This is a genomic window from Chelativorans sp. J32 (assembly GCF_000518985.1).
GTDB lineage: Bacteria > Pseudomonadota > Alphaproteobacteria > Rhizobiales > Rhizobiaceae > Chelativorans.
Genome location: NZ_JAEQ01000002.1, coordinates 424615 through 441280 on the forward strand (window position 1 = coordinate 424615; position 16666 = coordinate 441280).

Here is a 16666-nt window from a genome sequence, read left to right on the forward strand (position 1 = left end):
CAAGACCCCGGCAGGGGATGAACGCTGTTGTCGTGATTTCACCTCCCGGTGCTTATGGTGGTATCATCGCAAGGCGAGGAGTAGCCGGGCAAAGCCGGTCACACTGGAGCGAGCATGTTACGTCTCTTAGGATATTTTTTCGGTATTGGCATTGTCTTCGCGCTTATTGCTGCTGCCGGCGTGGCACTTTATGTCGGCGACCTTGCGAAGGATCTGCCCGACTATGAGGTGCTGGCAAAATACGAACCGCCCGTGATGACCCGCGTCCACGCGTCCGACGGCTCGCTGATGGCGGAGTTCGCGCGGGAGCGGCGCCTCTACCTTCCGATCAAGGCCATTCCGGACCGGGTGAAGGCCGCATTCCTGTCGGCTGAAGACAAGAGCTTCTACTCCCATCCCGGCATAGACGTTTCGGGCCTGTTCAGGGCTGTCGTAACCAATGTGCAGAATTTCGGTTCCGGACGCAGGCCGGTCGGCGCGTCGACCATCACCCAGCAGGTGGCCAAGAATTTCCTTCTCACTTCCGACCAGACGATCGACCGGAAGATCAAGGAGATGATTCTCTCCTTCCGCATCGAGCAGGCCTATTCGAAGGACCGTATCCTCGAACTCTATCTCAACGAGATTTTCTTCGGTCTCGGATCTTACGGCATCGCCGGAGCTGCGCTTGCCTATTACGACAAGCCGGTGTCGGAGCTTACCATCGCTGAGGCCGCATATCTCGCCGCCCTGCCGAAGGGCCCTTCCAACTACCATCCCTTCCGACATACCGACCGCGCCCTCGAACGCCGCAACTGGGTGATCGATCAGATGCGGGTCAACGGCTACATCACGGCAAGGGAGGCTGAAGAGGCGAAGGCGACCGGGCTTGATGTAAGGCCGCGTCAGCGTGGAAACTATCTTGCCGGTTCGGAATATTTCACGGAAGAGGTTCGGCGCGAACTCATCTCCCGGTATGGCGAGGACGCACTTTACGAGGGCGGCCTCTATGTGCGCACGACGCTCGATCCCAAGCTGCAGATTTTCGCGCAGGAGGCGCTCCGGCACGGGCTCATGAAATACGATAATTTGCGCGGTTATCGCGGGCCGGTGGATCAGATCGACGTTTCCGGCGACTGGGGCGAGGCTCTGTCCAAAGTATCCGGCTTGAGCGATGTGCAAGAATGGCATCTGGCTGTGGTGCTCGAAGCGAACGGCAATGATGTGAAGATCGGTTTGCAGCCCGGCCGTGAGATTTCCGGCGAACTGTCCAAGGAGCGCGAGACCGGCACCATCGATACGAAGGATATCGGTTGGGTCCTTCGTCACCTGGTGGACGGCAAGCTGCTGAAGGCGAAGTCTCTGGAGGGCGTGTTCAAGCCCGGCGATGTCATTTACGTCGAACGGGCAGCCGAGGAGAGCGACAAATGGCTGGTGCGGCAGGCGCCGGCGATTGGTGGCGCGCTGGTCGCGATGGACCCGCATACGGGGCGCGTTCTCGCTATGGCCGGCGGGTTCTCCTATGCGGCGTCGGAGTTCAATCGCGCCACGCAGGCTTATCGCCAGCCGGGTTCCGCCTTCAAGCCGATCATCTATGCCGCCGCGCTCGACAATGGCTACACGCCTGCCTCGGTGGTAATGGACGGGCCGCTTACCATTCATATCGGCAATCAGGTTTGGGAGCCGAAGAATTATGGCGGCGAGTTCGGGGGACCTTCGACCCTGCGCACCGGCATCGAGCGCTCCCGCAATCTGATGACGGTGCGGCTCGCCCAGGATATGGGCATGGATCTGGTTGCCGAATATGCCGAGCGTTTCGGTGTCTATGACGACATGCCCGAACACATCGCCATGTCCCTGGGTTCGGGTGAGACCACGGTCATGCGGATGGTCACCGCCTATGCGATCATGGCCAATGGAGGCAAGCACATCCAGCCTTCCCTGGTGGACCGCATCCAAGATCGCTACGGAAAGACGGTCTTCAAGCACGACCGGCGCGAATGCGAGGGCTGCACGGCCGACGAATGGCGCAATCAGCCCGAGGCGCAGCTGGTAGACAATCGCGAGCAGGTGCTCGACCCGATGACGGCCTATCAGATCACCTCCATGATGGAGGGAGTGGTGGAGCGGGGCACGGCGAGAACGATTGCCGAGCTGGGCCGCCCTATCGCGGGCAAGACCGGCACCACCAATGATGAGAAGGATGCCTGGTTCATCGGCTATACGCCTGATCTGGTCGTGGGCGTCTTCATGGGTTACGACCAGCCGCGGCCCATGGGCAAAGGGGCGACCGGAAGCGGTCTGGCTGCGCCGATCTTCAAGGAATTCATGGCGGATGCGCTGAAGGACATGCGCCCTGTCGATTTCCAGGTCCCCGAGGGGATGCAACTTGTCGCCATCGATCGCAAGACTGGCATGCGCGCCCCGGAAGGGGCACCGGGTACCATCTTGGAAGCCTTCAAGCCTGGGACCGGGCCTGCGGACAGCTATTGGGTTATCGGCATGGAAAGCAGCCAGGTGAGCACAGGCGCAAGCAATATCTCGCCTGAGGCGAATCGAGCGATTACCACGGGAGCTGGCGGCCTCTTCTGACCGCCTACAACCTCTTTTCAAAAACCGGCTCCCAAAAGGGGGCCGGGTGCATTAGATATTTTTAGTTTAATTTTAGTGGGTTAAGCTATGTCCAATCATATTTTCATCGCAGCTTCTGCCGTCGTTTTCTCAGCCTGTGCCGCGCTTCCACTGCTTGCCAAGGAAGAGACGCGGATCCAGGCCACGGAGATCTTAAAGAGCGAGCAGACGGTTCTGGAGCAGCCGATCCGTTATCCCGAAGGCCAGGCGAGGATAACAAGCGTTCTCCTCACGCTCGAGCCGGGGCAAGAAACGGGGATGCATATCCATAGGGTTCCTGTCTTTGGGTATATGGTCGAGGGCGAACTCACGGTCGATTACGGAGAGAAGGGCGTTCGTGTCTATAAGGCCGGAGATGCCGTGATGGAGGCGGTTGATTGGCCGCATAACGAGGTGAACAAGACAAATGCCCCGGTCAAGATTCTCGCCGTGTTCATGGGTGCGGAAGGCGTATCGAACACCGAGCCGGTACCTCCGCAATAATAGGCGGGCAAGTCCCTGATCGCCGACGCTCCGTCACTTTACAGGCGAGGTCTTCATCCATAAGTTCCGGCCGGGCACGGCTGAGAGGCCGTGCGACAATTAAAGAAAGAAGACATCATGCGTGCGGAAACCGCAAATCTAATCGACGAAATCAGGCAGGCCATAAGCCTGCTGAGGAGGTATCTTTGACTGGGACGAGGCGGTAAAACGACTCGATTACCTCAATTCGCGTGCCGAGGATGGTCAACTGTGGAACGATCCGCAGGAGGCCCAGAAGCTGATGCGCGAACGCCAGTCCCTCGAAGAAAACATCAATGCGATCAACGGGCTTTCGCGAGCTCTTGACGATAATGTCGAGCTGATCAAGCTGGGCGAGGAAGAGGGCGACGAGGCGATCGTCGAGGAGGCGGAAGCATCCATCCGCTCCCTGCGGGGCGAGATCGCGGCGCGGCAGATCGAGACGCTTCTTTCGGGCGAGGCTGACGCGAACGATACCTATCTTGAGATCCACGCCGGCGCGGGCGGTACGGAAAGCCAGGACTGGGCTTCCATGCTGCTGCGCATGTACACGCGCTGGGCGGAGCGGCGGGGCATGAAGGTCGAGGTGCTGGAGGTTCATGACGGGGAAGAAGCCGGCATCAAATCGGCGACCATCCTCGTTCACGGCCACAACGCCTATGGCTGGTTGAAGACGGAATCAGGCGTGCATAGGCTCGTGCGCATCTCGCCCTTCGACAGCAATGCGCGCCGGCACACCTCCTTCGCAAGCGTCTGGGTCTATCCAGTCATCGATGATTCGATCGAGATCGAGATTCCTGAGTCAGAGGTGCGGATCGATACCTATCGCTCCTCGGGCGCAGGCGGCCAGCATGTGAACACGACCGACTCGGCTGTGCGCATTACCCATATACCGACCGGCATCGCCGTCGCCTGCCAGCAGGAGCGATCGCAGCATAAGAATCGCGCGAAGGCGTGGGAGATGCTGCGTGCGAGGCTCTACGAACTTGAGCTCCAGAAGCGCGAGGAGGCGGCGAACGCCACGGAAGCCACAAAGGGCGAGATCGGGTGGGGACATCAGATCCGTTCCTATGTGCTGCAACCTTACCAGCTTGTGAAGGATCTGCGCACCGGCGTCGAAAGCCCCAGTCCGCAGGACGTGCTCGACGGCGAATTGGACGAGTTCATGAAGGCTTCGCTTTCCCAGCGGGTCAGCGGGGGCTCGCCGGCGGATGTTGCGGATATTGACTGAAGACCTACGCCGTAAGTGTGTGTGAAGGCCTCGAAAACCATAATTCGATTTCAGGCCTGTAGCTGTCGTGACGGTGCTGTATAGCTGGTCGGAGCCAACGGGAAGTGGGCTCCGACCGTTCACTGCGCGGTATTCCGAAGGGGATGGGAATGTGTGGCATTGTGGGGATAATCGGGCAAACGCCCGTCGCGCCACTTATCGTCGATGCGCTGAAGCGGCTCGAATATCGCGGCTACGATTCGGCAGGGGTGGCGACCGTCGAAAACGGAAAACTGGCGCGCCGCCGCGCGGAAGGTAAGCTGGTCAACCTGGAGAAGCGCCTCGAGGAGGATCCGCTCGATGGGTTGATCGGGATCGGCCATACGCGGTGGGCCACGCATGGCGTCCCCAACGAAACCAACGCGCATCCGCATTTTTCCGGCGATGTGGCCGTGGTCCATAATGGCATCATCGAGAATTTTTCCGAATTGCGCGATGAACTCACCGCGGATGGGTTCACCTTTTCGTCCCAGACAGACACCGAAGTGGTGGCACATCTTGTGGAGCGTGAGTTGCGCAGCGGCAAGCTACCCGAGGAGGCGGCTTTCGCCGCTCTCAGGCGGCTTCGGGGGGCATTCGCGCTCGCCGTTTTGTTCCGCGGCGACGAGAATCTGATCGTCGGGGCGCGGAACGGTCCGCCGCTGGCCGTCGGCCATGGCGAGGGAGAAATGTTTCTCGGCTCGGACGCGATTGCGCTTGCGCCCTTCACCGATGCCATTACCTATCTCGAAGACGGCGATTGGGTTGTCGTGCGGCGCTCGGGGATGAAGATCTTCGACATGGAGGGCAAGCCCGTCGAGCGGAAGCGGCAGCAGTCGATCGGCACGAGCTTCCTGGTCGACAAGGGCAATCACCGTCATTTCATGGAAAAGGAGATCCATGAACAGCCGGAGGTGATATCCCATACGCTCGCCCACTATCTCGATTTTGCGAATGGCGGCGTGAAACCCTTCGAAACGCCCTTCGACTTCGCCAGAATCGACCGAATGGCGGTTTCGGCCTGTGGCACCGCCTATCTTGCAGGCCTTGTCGGCAAATACTGGCTGGAGCGCTATGCCCGGCTACCCGTGGACATCGATATCGCGTCGGAGTTCCGCTACCGCGAGATGCCGCTTTCCAAAGGAAGTGCTGCGCTTTTCGTTTCGCAGTCCGGCGAGACCGCCGACACGCTCGCGTCGCTGCGCTATTGCCGGCGAGAGGGCGTGCCGATCGCATCGATCGTCAATGTTCGCGACTCCACAATGGCACGTGAAAGCGACGGGATCTTTCCAACGCTTGCCGGGCCGGAAATCGGCGTGGCTTCGACAAAAGCCTTCACCTGCCAGCTCGCGATTTTCGCTGCGCTTGCGGTACGAGCCGGTCTGGAGCGCGGAACGCTTTCAAAGGACGAGGCGGGTCTGTTGGTGCAGGCTTTGTCCGAAACCCCCGGTTTTGCGGCCCAGGCCTTGAGGCTTGAGGGGCGCATCGAACAAGTGGCGCGCGAGCTGTCACGGGTGAACCATGTGCTCTATCTGGGGCGCGACACAAGCTATCCGCTCGCCTTGGAAGGTGCGCTGAAGCTCAAGGAGCTCTCCTACATTCATGCCGAGGGATATGCCGCTGGAGAGTTGAAGCACGGGCCGATCGCGTTGATCGACGAGCATATGCCGGTGATCGTGATCGCGCCTTACGATCGCATCTTTGAAAAGACCGTCTCCAACATGCAGGAGGTGGCGGCGCGCGGCGGACGTATCATCCTGATCACGGACGAGGAAGGTGCGTCCCGGGCATCGCTCGACAAGTTCGAGACGATCGTCATGCCAAGGGTTCCGGAGTTCATCGCACCGATCATCTATGCGCTTCCCGTGCAGATGCTTGCTTATCACACCGCGGTGGCGCTGGGCACCGATGTGGATCAGCCGCGCAACCTTGCCAAATCGGTAACGGTGGAGTGACCGGGACGCGACCGGGTTTCCTCTGGACGGGCAACAAAGCCGTCACGTAAAGTTACGGTATGTCATGTTTGATTTCCCTTGCACAGCCGGAACAAAGGTAAAGCCCGGTAATGACGCGCCTGCGCAACTATTTCCTGACCGGTTTCGTGGTGGCCGCGCCGCTGGCGATCACGGCCTATCTCGTCTGGGGTTTTATCCGCTGGGTGGATTCCTGGGTCAAACCCTATATCCCGGCGCGATACAATCCCGACAGCTATTTACCCTTCGCCGTGCCGGGCTTCGGTCTTATCGTCGCGGTCGTCCTGATCACGCTGATTGGGTTCCTGACTGCCAATTTCATTGGCCGCAGCATCGTCTCCTTCGGCGAGCATATTCTCGACCGGATGCCTTTTGTTCGCAGTGTCTACAAGACGCTGAAGAATATCTTGGAAACCGTGCTGCAGGAGCGTTCGGACACGTTCAAGAAGGTTGGCCTGATCGAATATCCGCGCAAGGGAGTTTGGTCGCTCGTCTTCATCGCCACCGAAGCGCGTGGCGAACTGCAATCATCCGTTGGAGGCGCCGGGAATCCGCTCATGGCGGTCTTCCTGCCCACGACACCCAACCCAACTTCCGGCTTTCTGCTCTATGTGCCTAAAAGCGACGTCATCGAACTTGAGATGTCGATAGAGGACGGCGCCAAACTGATTATTTCTGCCGGCCTGATTTCGCCCGAATATCAGCAGCAGAAGACCAAGGTCCTTGCCGAAGAGGCGCTGGAGCAGAAGAGCCGGCGCAAACGCTCTGGAAACGAAGAGGCTTCGCTCGGGAAGTAACCCAGGCTAGCCTGCCCGCAGCAGCCGTACCGCCTCGTCTTTGCCGAAGAGGTAAAGCAGCACGCGCAATGCTCGGCCGCGTTCACCCGCCAACTCGGCATCACGCGAGAGGATGAGCCGAGCGTCATCGCGCGCCATGGCCAGGAGTTCAGAATGGAATTCCAGGCGTGCTACCTGAAAACCCGGCGTTCCTGATTGACGTGTCCCAAGAAGATCGCCTTCGCCGCGCAGCTTCAGATCTTCTTCGGCGATAACGAAGCCATCCTCCGTTTCCCGCAGCACCGCGAGCCGGCGCTTTGCAACCTCACCCAAGGGCGGCTTGTAGAGGAGCACGCAAGAGGAAGGCTTGTCGCCCCGACCAACCCGGCCACGGAGCTGGTGGAGCTGAGCCAGCCCGAAGCGCTCGGCATGCTCAATCACGATGATGGTCGCGTCGGGCACGTCCACCCCGACTTCCACCACAGTCGTGCCGACAAGGATACGTGTGCGGCCTTCCTTGAAGGCGCGCATGGATTCGTCTTTCTCCCTGGAGGCGATGCGACCATGAACGAGGCCGACCGCAGCCCCGAAAACATGCTTCAGGGAGGCGAACCGATCTTCGGCTGAGGTGAGCTCGATTGCTTCCGATTCTTCGACAAGAGGGCAGATCCAATAGACCTTCTGTCCTTCCGCGATTGCGCTCTGCAGGCGCTCCACCAATTCCTCGAGACGATCGGTAGGCATGGTGACGGTACGGATGGGCTTGCGGCCCGCCGGCTTTTCAGTAAGCCGCGAGACATCCATATCGCCAAAGGCGGAAAGGACGAGGGTGCGCGGGATGGGTGTTGCTGTCATGACCAGCATATCGGGCGCATCGCCTTTGGCGTTGATGGCAAGCCGCTGATGCACGCCAAAGCGATGCTGCTCGTCGATAATCGTAAGAACGAGATCGTGGAACTGCACCGTTTCCTGGAAAAGCGCATGGGTTCCGATGACAAAGGCGACCTCGCCCGAGGCGATGCCGTCGAGGATCGCTTGACGTTCGCGGCCCTTCTCGCGCCCTGTCAGGAGGGCCGCGTTGAGGCCGGCTTTTTGGGCAAGGGGTGCAATCGTACCGAAATGCTGGCGGGCGAGCAGTTCCGTAGGAGCCATGAGGGCCGACTGTCCCCCAGCCTCGGCAGCGCGCGCCATGGCAAGCAGCGCCACCACCGTCTTGCCGGCGCCCACGTCTCCCTGCAGGAGACGCAGCATGCGTTGCTCCTTTGCAAGGTCTGAGAAGATGTCGGCCACCGCGCGTTCCTGAGAGGCCGTCAGCGAATAGGGCAGGGCGTGCTTTATCTTTGCCGCGATTGTCCCGTCACCCATAAGAGGCCGGCCGGCAAGTTTTCGCGTTCGGGCGCGGACCAGCGCGAGCGAAAGCTGGCTTGCCAGAAGCTCGTCATAGGCAAGTCTCCGCCATGAGGGGCTTTCGGGGGAAATGTCTTCGATGCTTGCAGGGTTATGGAGACGTTCCAGCGCCGCGCGGAAGGAGGAAAGGTGTAACCGGGCCTTCAGCGCTTCATCGAGCCATTCCGGCATGTCTGGTACGCGGGCTACGGCTTGCGCGATGGCGCGGCGCAGCACCTTCGGCGAGAGGCCGGCGGTGAGCGGATAAACAGGCTCGAGGGGAGGCAGGTTGTCGGCCTCGGAAACGGGCACGATATAATCGGGATGGACCATTGAGGGCCGGCCATTGAACCATTCCATCCGGCCCGAGACGAGCACCTCTTCTCCTACGGGAAGCTGTTTTTCCAGATAAGCCTGATGGGCGTGGAAAAAGGTGAGCGCGATCTGTCCCGTCTCGTCGAAAGCGAAGACGCGGTACGGCACATTCTTCTTGCCACGTGGCGGCGGCTGGTGACGATCAACGGTGAGCTTCAATGTCACGATTGCGCCCTGCGGGGCGTCGGCCACTTCCGGCCGGTTCGTGCGATCGACAAGGGAGTGCGGCAGCACAAACAGGAGATCGCCAACGCGCAAGGGACGGTTGGTCAGGTCGGCCGGAACCACATTGGCGATCAGACCCGCCATGCGGTTGCCGATGCCTTCGAGGGTTGTCGCGGGTGCAAAGAGCGGATCGAGGAGGGAAGGGCGCATGGCTAGAACTTAATGGCAGGAAGCGGATGAGGAAATGCTTGTGAGAGGCTGACTTTCCACAGATGAAACGCTATATGCCCTTTCTCATCGCGAAAGGCATTTCCATGACCGGAACAAAGCGTTCAAGCGCAGATCTCGACCCGCGCCGTCGCCGCGCCCTCGTGCGCGCCTGGAGGCGCGGTATGCGCGAGATGGATCTCGTGCTCGGCCAATTCGCCGATGCAGAGATCGCGACGCTTTCGGAAGCCGAACTCGTGCAGTTCGAAGAACTTCTAGACGTTTCGGATACCACTTTGCTCAAGTGGGTCACCGGCGAACTGCCGGTGGAGGAAACCTATGACACGGCGCTTTTCAAGCGCATTCGCGCCGCCTGCGGTGCTCCCACCCTCTGATAGAACTCCCATGACCGATCTCATCGAACCAATCGGGCTATCGCGCCGCTCGACACCGGCGATTGTCGACGGGGTCGCGGATGGATACGAGCCCTTCGCGCTCGCCCAGATTTCCGCCGAGTTGGCGCCGGATGGGCCGCTGATCTTCGTGGTCCGCGACGGTCAGCGCCTGCCGTTGATCGCGGAGGCACTGCAATTTGCCTCCCCCGGATTACCGGTCATGACGCTTCCCGCCTGGGACTGCTTGCCCTATGACCGTGTTTCTCCTGGCGCGGATGCCGCTGCCCGCCGGCTTGACGCGCTTTCCGCCATGGCCGCGCTGAAGAAGAAACCCCATCGCGCGGTTGTGCTTGTCAGCGCCAACGCGCTCTTGCAGCGCATGCCGCCGGCGAAGCATATCGCGGCACAGGGGTTCCGAGCCCGGCCTGGAAACCAGGTGGACATGGAGGCCCTGATCGCGCGCCTGGAGACGGCAGGTTTCGAGCGTGTTCCCACGGTGCGCGATATGGGTCAATATGCCGTGCGCGGCGGGATCCTCGACCTCTTCGCCCCCGGGTGGGAGGAGGCGCTGCGCCTCGACTTCTTCGGGGACACGCTGGAATCGGTCCGGACCTTCGACGTAGCCACGCAGCGTACCACCGGGCAGCGCACCGAAGTGGTGCTGCAAGCTATGAGTGAAGTGACGCTGACGCCGGATACCGTAAGCCGCTTTCGCCGCAACTATATCGAGGCGTTCGGGGCGCCTTCGCGCGACGACGCACTCTATGCCGCGATTTCCGAGGGCAGGCGCTTCTCGGGCATGGAGCACTGGCTGCCGCTCTTCTACGATGAGTTGGAAACGGTTTTCGATTATTTGCCCGACGCGCCTATCGTCTTCGACCACTTGGCCCAGGAGGCGATCAACGAACGGCACGCGCTCGTTACTGATCATTATGAGGCACGCAAGCGCCAGCTTGCCGAAGGAGCCGGCCTCGGCGACTCGGTTCCCTACAAGCCCATCGAGCCCAAGAGACTCTATCTCGACCCGCAGGAGGTTTCAGCCGCAGAGGAAGAGCGCGTCTTCGTCCGGCTGACGCCGTTCGCCACGCCCGAGGCGGGGAGCGCCAAGGTGTTCCACGCCGGCGCCTCTTCGGGCCGGAGCTTCGCGGAGGAGAGGGCGGATCCCAATGCCAATGTCTTCGACCATGTGGTGAAGCATATCGGCACGGTGCGGGCGCGCGGAAAGAATGTCCTCATCGCGGGTTGGAGCGAAGGTTCCGCCGACCGTTTAGGGCAGATCCTGGCCGAGCACGGGCTTGGCGGCGTTACGCGGGTGGAAAATCTCGGTGAACTGGCAAACCTGCCGAAAGGGCAGGCGGGGCTCGGTGTTCTACCGCTGGAAGCGGGATTCGACACATCGCGTTTCACCGTGGTTGCCGAGCAGGATATCTTGGGCGACCGGCTCGTGCGCCGCTCCAAGAGACGCAAGAAGGCCGCGGACTTCATTTCGGAAGCAAGCTCTCTTTCGGCGGGCGATGTCGTCGTTCACGCCGACCATGGCATCGGGCGATTTGTAGGCCTCAAGACCATCGAGGCGGCCGGCGCCCCGCATGAATGCCTTGAGATCCACTATGCCGGAGATGACCGGCTCTTTCTGCCGGTCGAGAATATCGATCTCCTATCGCGCTACGGGTCCGATTCCGTCGAGGCGACGCTGGACAAGCTCGGCGGCGGCGCGTGGCAGTCGCGCAAGGCCAAGCTCAAGAAGCGCCTGCTGGAGATGGCGGGGCAACTCATCAAGCTTGCCGCCGAACGGCAGATGCGGCCGGCGGCGAAACTTGTCTCGCCCGAGGGTCTCTACGGGGAGTTCTCGGCCCGCTTTCCCTATGACGAGACGGACGACCAGCAGAATGCCATCGACGCGGTGCTCGAGGATCTTTCCTCGGGCCGCCCAATGGATCGGCTCGTGTGCGGGGATGTCGGGTTCGGCAAGACGGAAGTGGCGTTGCGTGCCGCCTTCGTCACGGCCATGGAGGGTTTCCAGGTGGCGGTCGTCGTGCCGACGACGCTTCTTGCGCGGCAACATTTCAAAACCTTCCGCGACCGCTTCGCAGGCCTACCGGTGAAAGTCCGGCAAGCCTCGCGGCTCGTCACCGCCAAGGAGCTTGCCGAGACCAAGAAGGGGCTTGCCGATGGCAGCGTCGATATCGTGGTCGGCACGCATGCGCTTCTCGGCTCGACGGTTCAGTTCAAGAATCTGGGATTGCTGATCATCGATGAGGAGCAACATTTCGGAGTCAAGCACAAGGAGCGGCTGAAGGAGCTCAAATCCGACGTGCATGTGCTCACGCTCTCGGCAACTCCAATACCTCGCACACTACAGCTCGCCCTGACTGGTGTCCGCGAGCTGTCGCTGATCGCTACACCCCCCGTGGACCGCATGGCGGTGCGCACCTTCATCTCACCCTTCGACCCGCTCATCATTCGCGAGACGCTTCTGCGTGAGCGTTATCGCGGCGGTCAGAGCTTCTATGTCGTTCCGCGCATTTCCGACCTGGCGGAGGTGCAAGAATTCCTGTCCGAGCAAGTGCCTGAACTGAAGGTTGCGACCGCCCACGGCCAGCTTCCGGCAGGCGAGCTCGACGACATCATGAACGCCTTCTATGACGGCAAATATGACGTGCTGCTCTCGACCACGATCGTTGAGTCGGGGCTCGATATCCCAACCGCCAACACATTGATCGTGCACCGCGCCGACATGTTCGGCCTGGCGCAGCTTTATCAATTGCGCGGGCGTGTCGGCCGTTCCAAGGTGCGGGCCTATGCGCTTTTCACCCTGCCGGCGAACCGGACGCTCACCTCCACCGCGGAAAGAAGGCTCAAGGTGTTACAGTCGCTGGATACGCTCGGCGCGGGTTTCCAGCTTGCGAGCCACGATCTGGATATCCGAGGTGCCGGCAATCTCTTGGGCGAGGAACAGTCCGGCCATATCAAGGAGGTCGGTTACGAACTCTATCAGCAGATGCTGGAAGAGGCGGTTGCCGAGCTGCGCGGCGGTGTGGAGGTTGCCGATACCGGCTGGTCGCCGCAGATCACCGTTGGAACCGCGGTGATGATCCCGGAAGACTATGTGCCGGATCTGCAATTGCGTCTCGGGCTCTACCGACGACTCGGCGAACTGGAGACACCGGAGGAGATCGATTCCTTTGGTGCGGAACTCATCGACCGTTTCGGACCCATGCCGCAGGAAGTGCAGCACCTGCTCAAGATCGTCTACATCAAGGCCCTCTGCCGGCGAGCGAATGTTGAAAAGCTGGATGCGGGACCAAAGGGAGTGGTGCTCCATTTCCGCAACAAGGAATTTCCGGAGCCGGCAGGTCTTGTTCGCTTCATCGGCGAACAGGGCCAGTTGGCGAAAATCCGGCAGGACCAGAGCGTCGTCTTCATCCGCGACTGGCCCACGCCCGAAAAGCGGCTTGCCGGCTCCGCCACCATCATGACGCAGCTCGTAAGGCTGGCCGAGAAGAAGGCTGCTGCCTAGGGCAGGCAGTATAAGTCCCGGTAGCCTTCGCTTCTTCGCATCGGCTTCCGGGGGATGAAGGGTGATTGCGTTAACCGGCGGCGTCCAGTTCGCCGCGTTCTTTCGCTTCTGATACCTTGGCGATCGCATCCGCCAAGGCTTCCGGTGGCTGGGCGCCCATAAGAGCGTAGCGGCCCTCAAGGAGGAAGCACGGAACACCCGTGATTCCCATCTGCTGAGCGGTTTCCACCTCGGCTTTGACCTCGTCCCGATCCGCCGTGGTAGGAAGGAGGGTCTGGACCACCGCCGCGTCCATGCCTGAAGCGCGTGCAGCCGCAACCAGAACGGCATGATCGCCGATATTCTGCCCCTCCTCGAAATAGAGCTGGAAAAGCCGTTCGACGACGGGCGTCTGCATGCCGTTCCCCTCGACCGCCGCCCAACGGATGACACGATGAGCATCGAGCGTATTGGGCGAGATCGTGATGGCTTCGAAATCGAACGCGATTCCCGCCGCCGCTCCCATCTCGCGGAGCCGGTCATGCGCTGCTTTGATGCGTTCCGGGCTGCCGAATTTCTGGACCATATAGGTCGTGCGGTCGAGGCCCTCCGGCGGGATTGCCGGGTCGAGCTGGTAGGGCCGCCAGCGAATTGTCACGTCGATATCGGTTACGGCCGCCTGTGCCCGCTGGAGATTACGCATGCCCAGAAAACACCAGGGGCACACCACGTCCGAAACGACGTCGACCGTGAGGGCTGGTTTGTTGCTCATACAAGATCCTATTCCGGCTTGCGCCACCAGGCAGAGAGATCGAAGCCGTTCAGCGGCGAAGTCTCCGGATGTTCGAGATAATTCCAGTAGGAGACCCATACATCACTGCTGTACTGTGTGGGGATCACATAGGCCCCTGAAATCAGCAACCGGTCGAGGGCGCGCACGGCAGCCACATAGGACTCCCGGTCGCGCGCATTGAGCATAGCGTCTATCATTGCATCCACGCCGGGATTGGCGACGCCGGCAAGATTGAACGAACCTTCGACCTTTGCAGCCTCGGAGCCCCACCGGCCGATCTGCTCGATGCCGGGCGAGAGCGTTCCCGAAAAGCCCACCGAGGAAATCAGCATGTCGAAATCGTAGGTCTGCTTGCGCTGCTGGATCTGCGCGTCGTCAAGCATGCGCAGCGACACGTCGATACCCAGCCGGGAAAGAGCGCGCTGGAATACAGCGGCAAGACGCTCCTGCTCGGCGGAGACGATAAGGATCTCGAACCCGAAGGGATTGCCCTGAGGATCCTCCAGTACGCCCCCGTCCAGCTTGAAGCCGGCCTCCTGGAGCAGGTTCAAAGCCTGCCGCATCGTGTCGCGGCTGATCTCGCCTGTCTTGTCGACATCCTTGCCATAGGTGCCATCCATGACGTCAGCCGGCACCTCGTCAAGATAAGGCGCCAAAAGCTCCTTCTCCTTCTCGGTGGCCGGAGAACCGAGCGCGGAAAGCTCCGATCCCTGCCAATAGCTCAGCGTCCGATGGTATTGGCCGTTATAGACGTTCTTGTTGATCCAGCCGAAATCGTAGAGCATCGACAGGGCGCGACGCACGCGCGGATCCGCAAACTTCTCGCGTCTTGTGTTGAAGAAGAAGCCGCTGACGGCCGGCGGAATTTTCGATTCGAAGGATTTGACGATCACTTGCCCATTCTGGGCCGCCGGAAAATTGAAGTCCCGCGCGATGGTGTTCGGGTCCAGGCCGGTATAACTGGAACCGGCATAGGCTGAACACAGGCCTTTTTTGAAGGCCTCAAACTGGGCGTTGCCGTTCAGGAAATATTCGATCGTGATGCGGTCATAGTTCTGGAAGCCGCGCATGGAAGGCACATCCGTGCCCCAATAGTCAGGGTTGCGTTTGAAGACGATCCGCTGACCCGGCACGACCTCATCGATGAGATAGGGGCCGCTGCCGACCACGGGTTTCAGCGTCGCTTGGTCAAATGTGGCTTTGTCGAACGCATGGGCGGGAATAACCGGGGTTAGCGCAACGACCAACGGGAATTCACGGTCCGATTGGTCGTTGAAGGTGAAGCGCACACCATGCTCTCCGACTTTCTCGATCTTCTCGATCTTGGACATGCGGCTGGAATAGGGCGGGCGCGCCTTCTTGGCAAAGGTCTCATAGGTGAAGATCACATCGTCAGGCGTGACAGGCTTGCCATCGGACCACTTCGCATTTGGATCGAGATTGAATTGTGCATAGGTCCGGCCCGGATCCATCTCGATCGATTCGGCAAGTAGGCCGTAGAGCGAAAAAGGTTCCGAGGCGTTCCGGCGCATCAGGGACTCGAACACCAGATTGCCGAAAATCGTGTCGATCACGCCTCGGGCGGTCGTGCGCATGCTCTTCAAGATGAAGGGATTGAGATTGTCGAAAGTCCCGACCACGCAATAGGTAATCTCGCCGCCTTTCGGCGCATCGGGATTGGCATATGGAAAATGCGTGAAATCAGCCGGCAGCGCGGGCTCTCCGTACATCGCGACACCATGGGCCGGCTTGTTCTCCGCGCTCGCCTGGGTAGACAGCAAGGCGAGGAGGAGGAAGGCCGAAAAACGGACCAAACTGCTAAAATTCATCAAGAGACCTCAAAACGTCCTTTTGGTTATTCAAATCCTTGGCGTGGCGGACAACACTTGTCCATTACCGTGCCTTCTTTTTTGAATACCAGACAGAGGTGGCGGTATTATGGGAATGTGGATTTGAGCACTGGATTCGTGCCGAGAGGCGTTGTAACACGCGCGCAAGCCTTGCTGTCGCCGCATTCGGCCAACAGTAGGAGGCCAAGGGCAGCTGCCCGGGCTGGATTCGAGAGGAAACGGGAAAGAATGATGAGCCTTAGAGCGAAAGCGTATGGCTTGGCCGCAGTGGTTGGTATGCTGGCTGGTATCGGCTACGCAAACACGGCTCTTGCGCAGCAGCAGCCGCCGGATGGTTGGTTCAAGGCCTGCACCAAGCAGGAAGATATTGATGTCTGCAACGTCCAGTATCTGCTGCGTGCCGATTCCGGGCAGCTGCTGACGAGCGTCAATCTCATCGAGGTCAAAGGGAAGGTGAACCGCCGGGTGCTTCAGATCGCGGTCCCGACCGGTCGCCTCATTCCGCCAGGTGTCGGACTGCAGATCGATACGGGCACGACCCAGAAGATCGACTACGCGATCTGTGTGCCGGATCGCTGCGTGGCCGAGGCCCAGCTGACGGACGAGATCGTCAACTCCTTCAAGCGCGGTTCCGAACTCACGCTCACTTCCGTGAACTTCCAGAATCAGCCCAACCCGATGAAGGTGACGCTCAAGGGCTTCACGGGCGCCTTTGACGGCGAACCGCTCCAGCAGGCCGATCTCGACGAGCGGCAGAAGAAGCTCGAGGAATTCGTCAGCAAGAACAATCAGGAATTCGCCGAGAAGCTGAAGCAGGCTCAGGAACAGGCCAAGCAGGCGCAATAAGCGGCAAGACCAGGAAAAACAAACAGGGCCCTAGAGGCCCT

General features: G+C 60.4%; 11 protein-coding genes. 8 read left to right on the top strand and 3 right to left on the bottom strand.

Annotated elements, in window-relative coordinates; translation table 11 throughout:
• Nucleotides 1-114 precede the first annotated feature (114 nt).
• The 5 genes from CHEJ32_RS0105370 (at nucleotide 115) to CHEJ32_RS0105390 (ending at nucleotide 7130) form a co-directional block, all read left to right on the top strand.
• The gene (locus CHEJ32_RS0105370) at nucleotides 115-2571 is read left to right on the top strand and encodes a penicillin-binding protein 1A (protein ID WP_028032943.1); all 2457 of its coding nucleotides are present in this window, start codon (nucleotides 115-117) and stop codon (nucleotides 2569-2571) included.
• 87 nt (nucleotides 2572-2658) lie between these two features.
• Nucleotides 2659-3093, top strand: a complete 435-nt coding sequence (locus CHEJ32_RS0105375) for a cupin domain-containing protein (RefSeq protein ID WP_028032944.1) — start codon at nucleotides 2659-2661, stop codon at nucleotides 3091-3093.
• A 117-nt stretch (nucleotides 3094-3210) separates the two neighbouring features.
• Nucleotides 3211-4342 (top strand): peptide chain release factor 2 gene (gene prfB / locus CHEJ32_RS0105380; protein ID WP_156936613.1). Its coding sequence is split into 2 segments (ribosomal slippage): nucleotides 3211-3276 and nucleotides 3278-4342, totalling 1131 coding nucleotides; the frame shifts between segments, so codons are not numbered across the junction.
• 149 nt (nucleotides 4343-4491) lie between these two features.
• Complete coding sequence (gene glmS / locus CHEJ32_RS0105385; protein WP_028032946.1) at nucleotides 4492-6315, top strand: glutamine--fructose-6-phosphate transaminase (isomerizing); 1824 nt, start codon at nucleotides 4492-4494, stop codon at nucleotides 6313-6315.
• A 110-nt stretch (nucleotides 6316-6425) separates the two neighbouring features.
• On the top strand, nucleotides 6426-7130 hold the full coding sequence (locus tag CHEJ32_RS0105390; protein ID WP_028032947.1) for a DUF502 domain-containing protein: 705 nt from the start codon (nucleotides 6426-6428) through the stop codon (nucleotides 7128-7130).
• Nucleotides 7131-7136: 6 nt separating this feature from the next.
• Here the strand turns inward: CHEJ32_RS0105390 and recG are convergent, their stop codons facing one another.
• A complete protein-coding gene (recG, locus tag CHEJ32_RS0105395; RefSeq protein WP_028032948.1) occupies nucleotides 7137-9245 on the bottom strand; it encodes an ATP-dependent DNA helicase RecG in 2109 nt (702 codons plus the stop codon).
• Between the two features lie 104 nt (nucleotides 9246-9349).
• On the opposite strand from recG, the gene CHEJ32_RS0105400 reads away from it, so the two are divergent.
• On the top strand, nucleotides 9350-9637 hold the full coding sequence (locus CHEJ32_RS0105400; RefSeq protein ID WP_028032949.1) for a succinate dehydrogenase assembly factor 2: 288 nt from the start codon (nucleotides 9350-9352) through the stop codon (nucleotides 9635-9637).
• Between the two features lie 10 nt (nucleotides 9638-9647).
• On the top strand, nucleotides 9648-13157 hold the full coding sequence (mfd, locus tag CHEJ32_RS0105405) for a transcription-repair coupling factor (protein ID WP_028032950.1): 3510 nt from the start codon (nucleotides 9648-9650) through the stop codon (nucleotides 13155-13157).
• Between the two features lie 70 nt (nucleotides 13158-13227).
• On the opposite strand, the gene CHEJ32_RS0105410 is transcribed toward mfd, so the two are convergent.
• Both CHEJ32_RS0105410 and CHEJ32_RS0105415 read right to left on the bottom strand, forming a co-directional pair.
• The gene (locus tag CHEJ32_RS0105410; protein WP_028032951.1) at nucleotides 13228-13908 is read right to left on the bottom strand and encodes a DsbA family oxidoreductase; all 681 of its coding nucleotides are present in this window, start codon (nucleotides 13906-13908) and stop codon (nucleotides 13228-13230) included.
• A gap of 8 nt (nucleotides 13909-13916) precedes the next feature.
• Nucleotides 13917-15659, bottom strand: a complete 1743-nt coding sequence (locus CHEJ32_RS0105415; protein ID WP_245260995.1) for an extracellular solute-binding protein — start codon at nucleotides 15657-15659, stop codon at nucleotides 13917-13919.
• 348 nt (nucleotides 15660-16007) lie between these two features.
• On the opposite strand from CHEJ32_RS0105415, the gene CHEJ32_RS0105420 reads away from it, so the two are divergent.
• Nucleotides 16008-16625: an invasion associated locus B family protein gene (locus tag CHEJ32_RS0105420; RefSeq protein WP_028032953.1), complete on the top strand. Its 618-nt coding sequence runs from the start codon at nucleotides 16008-16010 to the stop codon at nucleotides 16623-16625.
• Nucleotides 16626-16666: the final 41 nt, after the last annotated feature.

Bases quoted from the DNA above. Each gene is read 5' to 3' on its own strand.
- mfd (WP_028032950.1), top strand. From the start codon at position 9,648: ATGACCGATCTCATCGAACCAATCGGGCTATCGCGCCGCTCGACACCG.
- CHEJ32_RS0105370 (WP_028032943.1), top strand. From the start codon at position 115: ATGTTACGTCTCTTAGGATATTTTTTCGGTATTGGCATTGTCTTCGCG.
- CHEJ32_RS0105390 (WP_028032947.1), top strand. From the start codon at position 6,426: ATGACGCGCCTGCGCAACTATTTCCTGACCGGTTTCGTGGTGGCCGCG.
- glmS (WP_028032946.1), top strand. From the start codon at position 4,492: ATGTGTGGCATTGTGGGGATAATCGGGCAAACGCCCGTCGCGCCACTT.
- CHEJ32_RS0105375 (WP_028032944.1), top strand. From the start codon at position 2,659: ATGTCCAATCATATTTTCATCGCAGCTTCTGCCGTCGTTTTCTCAGCC.
- CHEJ32_RS0105415 (WP_245260995.1), bottom strand. From the start codon at position 15,659: ATGTACGGAGAGCCCGCGCTGCCGGCTGATTTCACGCATTTTCCATAT.
- CHEJ32_RS0105410 (WP_028032951.1), bottom strand. From the start codon at position 13,908: ATGAGCAACAAACCAGCCCTCACGGTCGACGTCGTTTCGGACGTGGTG.
- recG (WP_028032948.1), bottom strand. From the start codon at position 9,245: ATGCGCCCTTCCCTCCTCGATCCGCTCTTTGCACCCGCGACAACCCTC.
- CHEJ32_RS0105400 (WP_028032949.1), top strand. From the start codon at position 9,350: ATGACCGGAACAAAGCGTTCAAGCGCAGATCTCGACCCGCGCCGTCGC.
- CHEJ32_RS0105420 (WP_028032953.1), top strand. From the start codon at position 16,008: ATGATGAGCCTTAGAGCGAAAGCGTATGGCTTGGCCGCAGTGGTTGGT.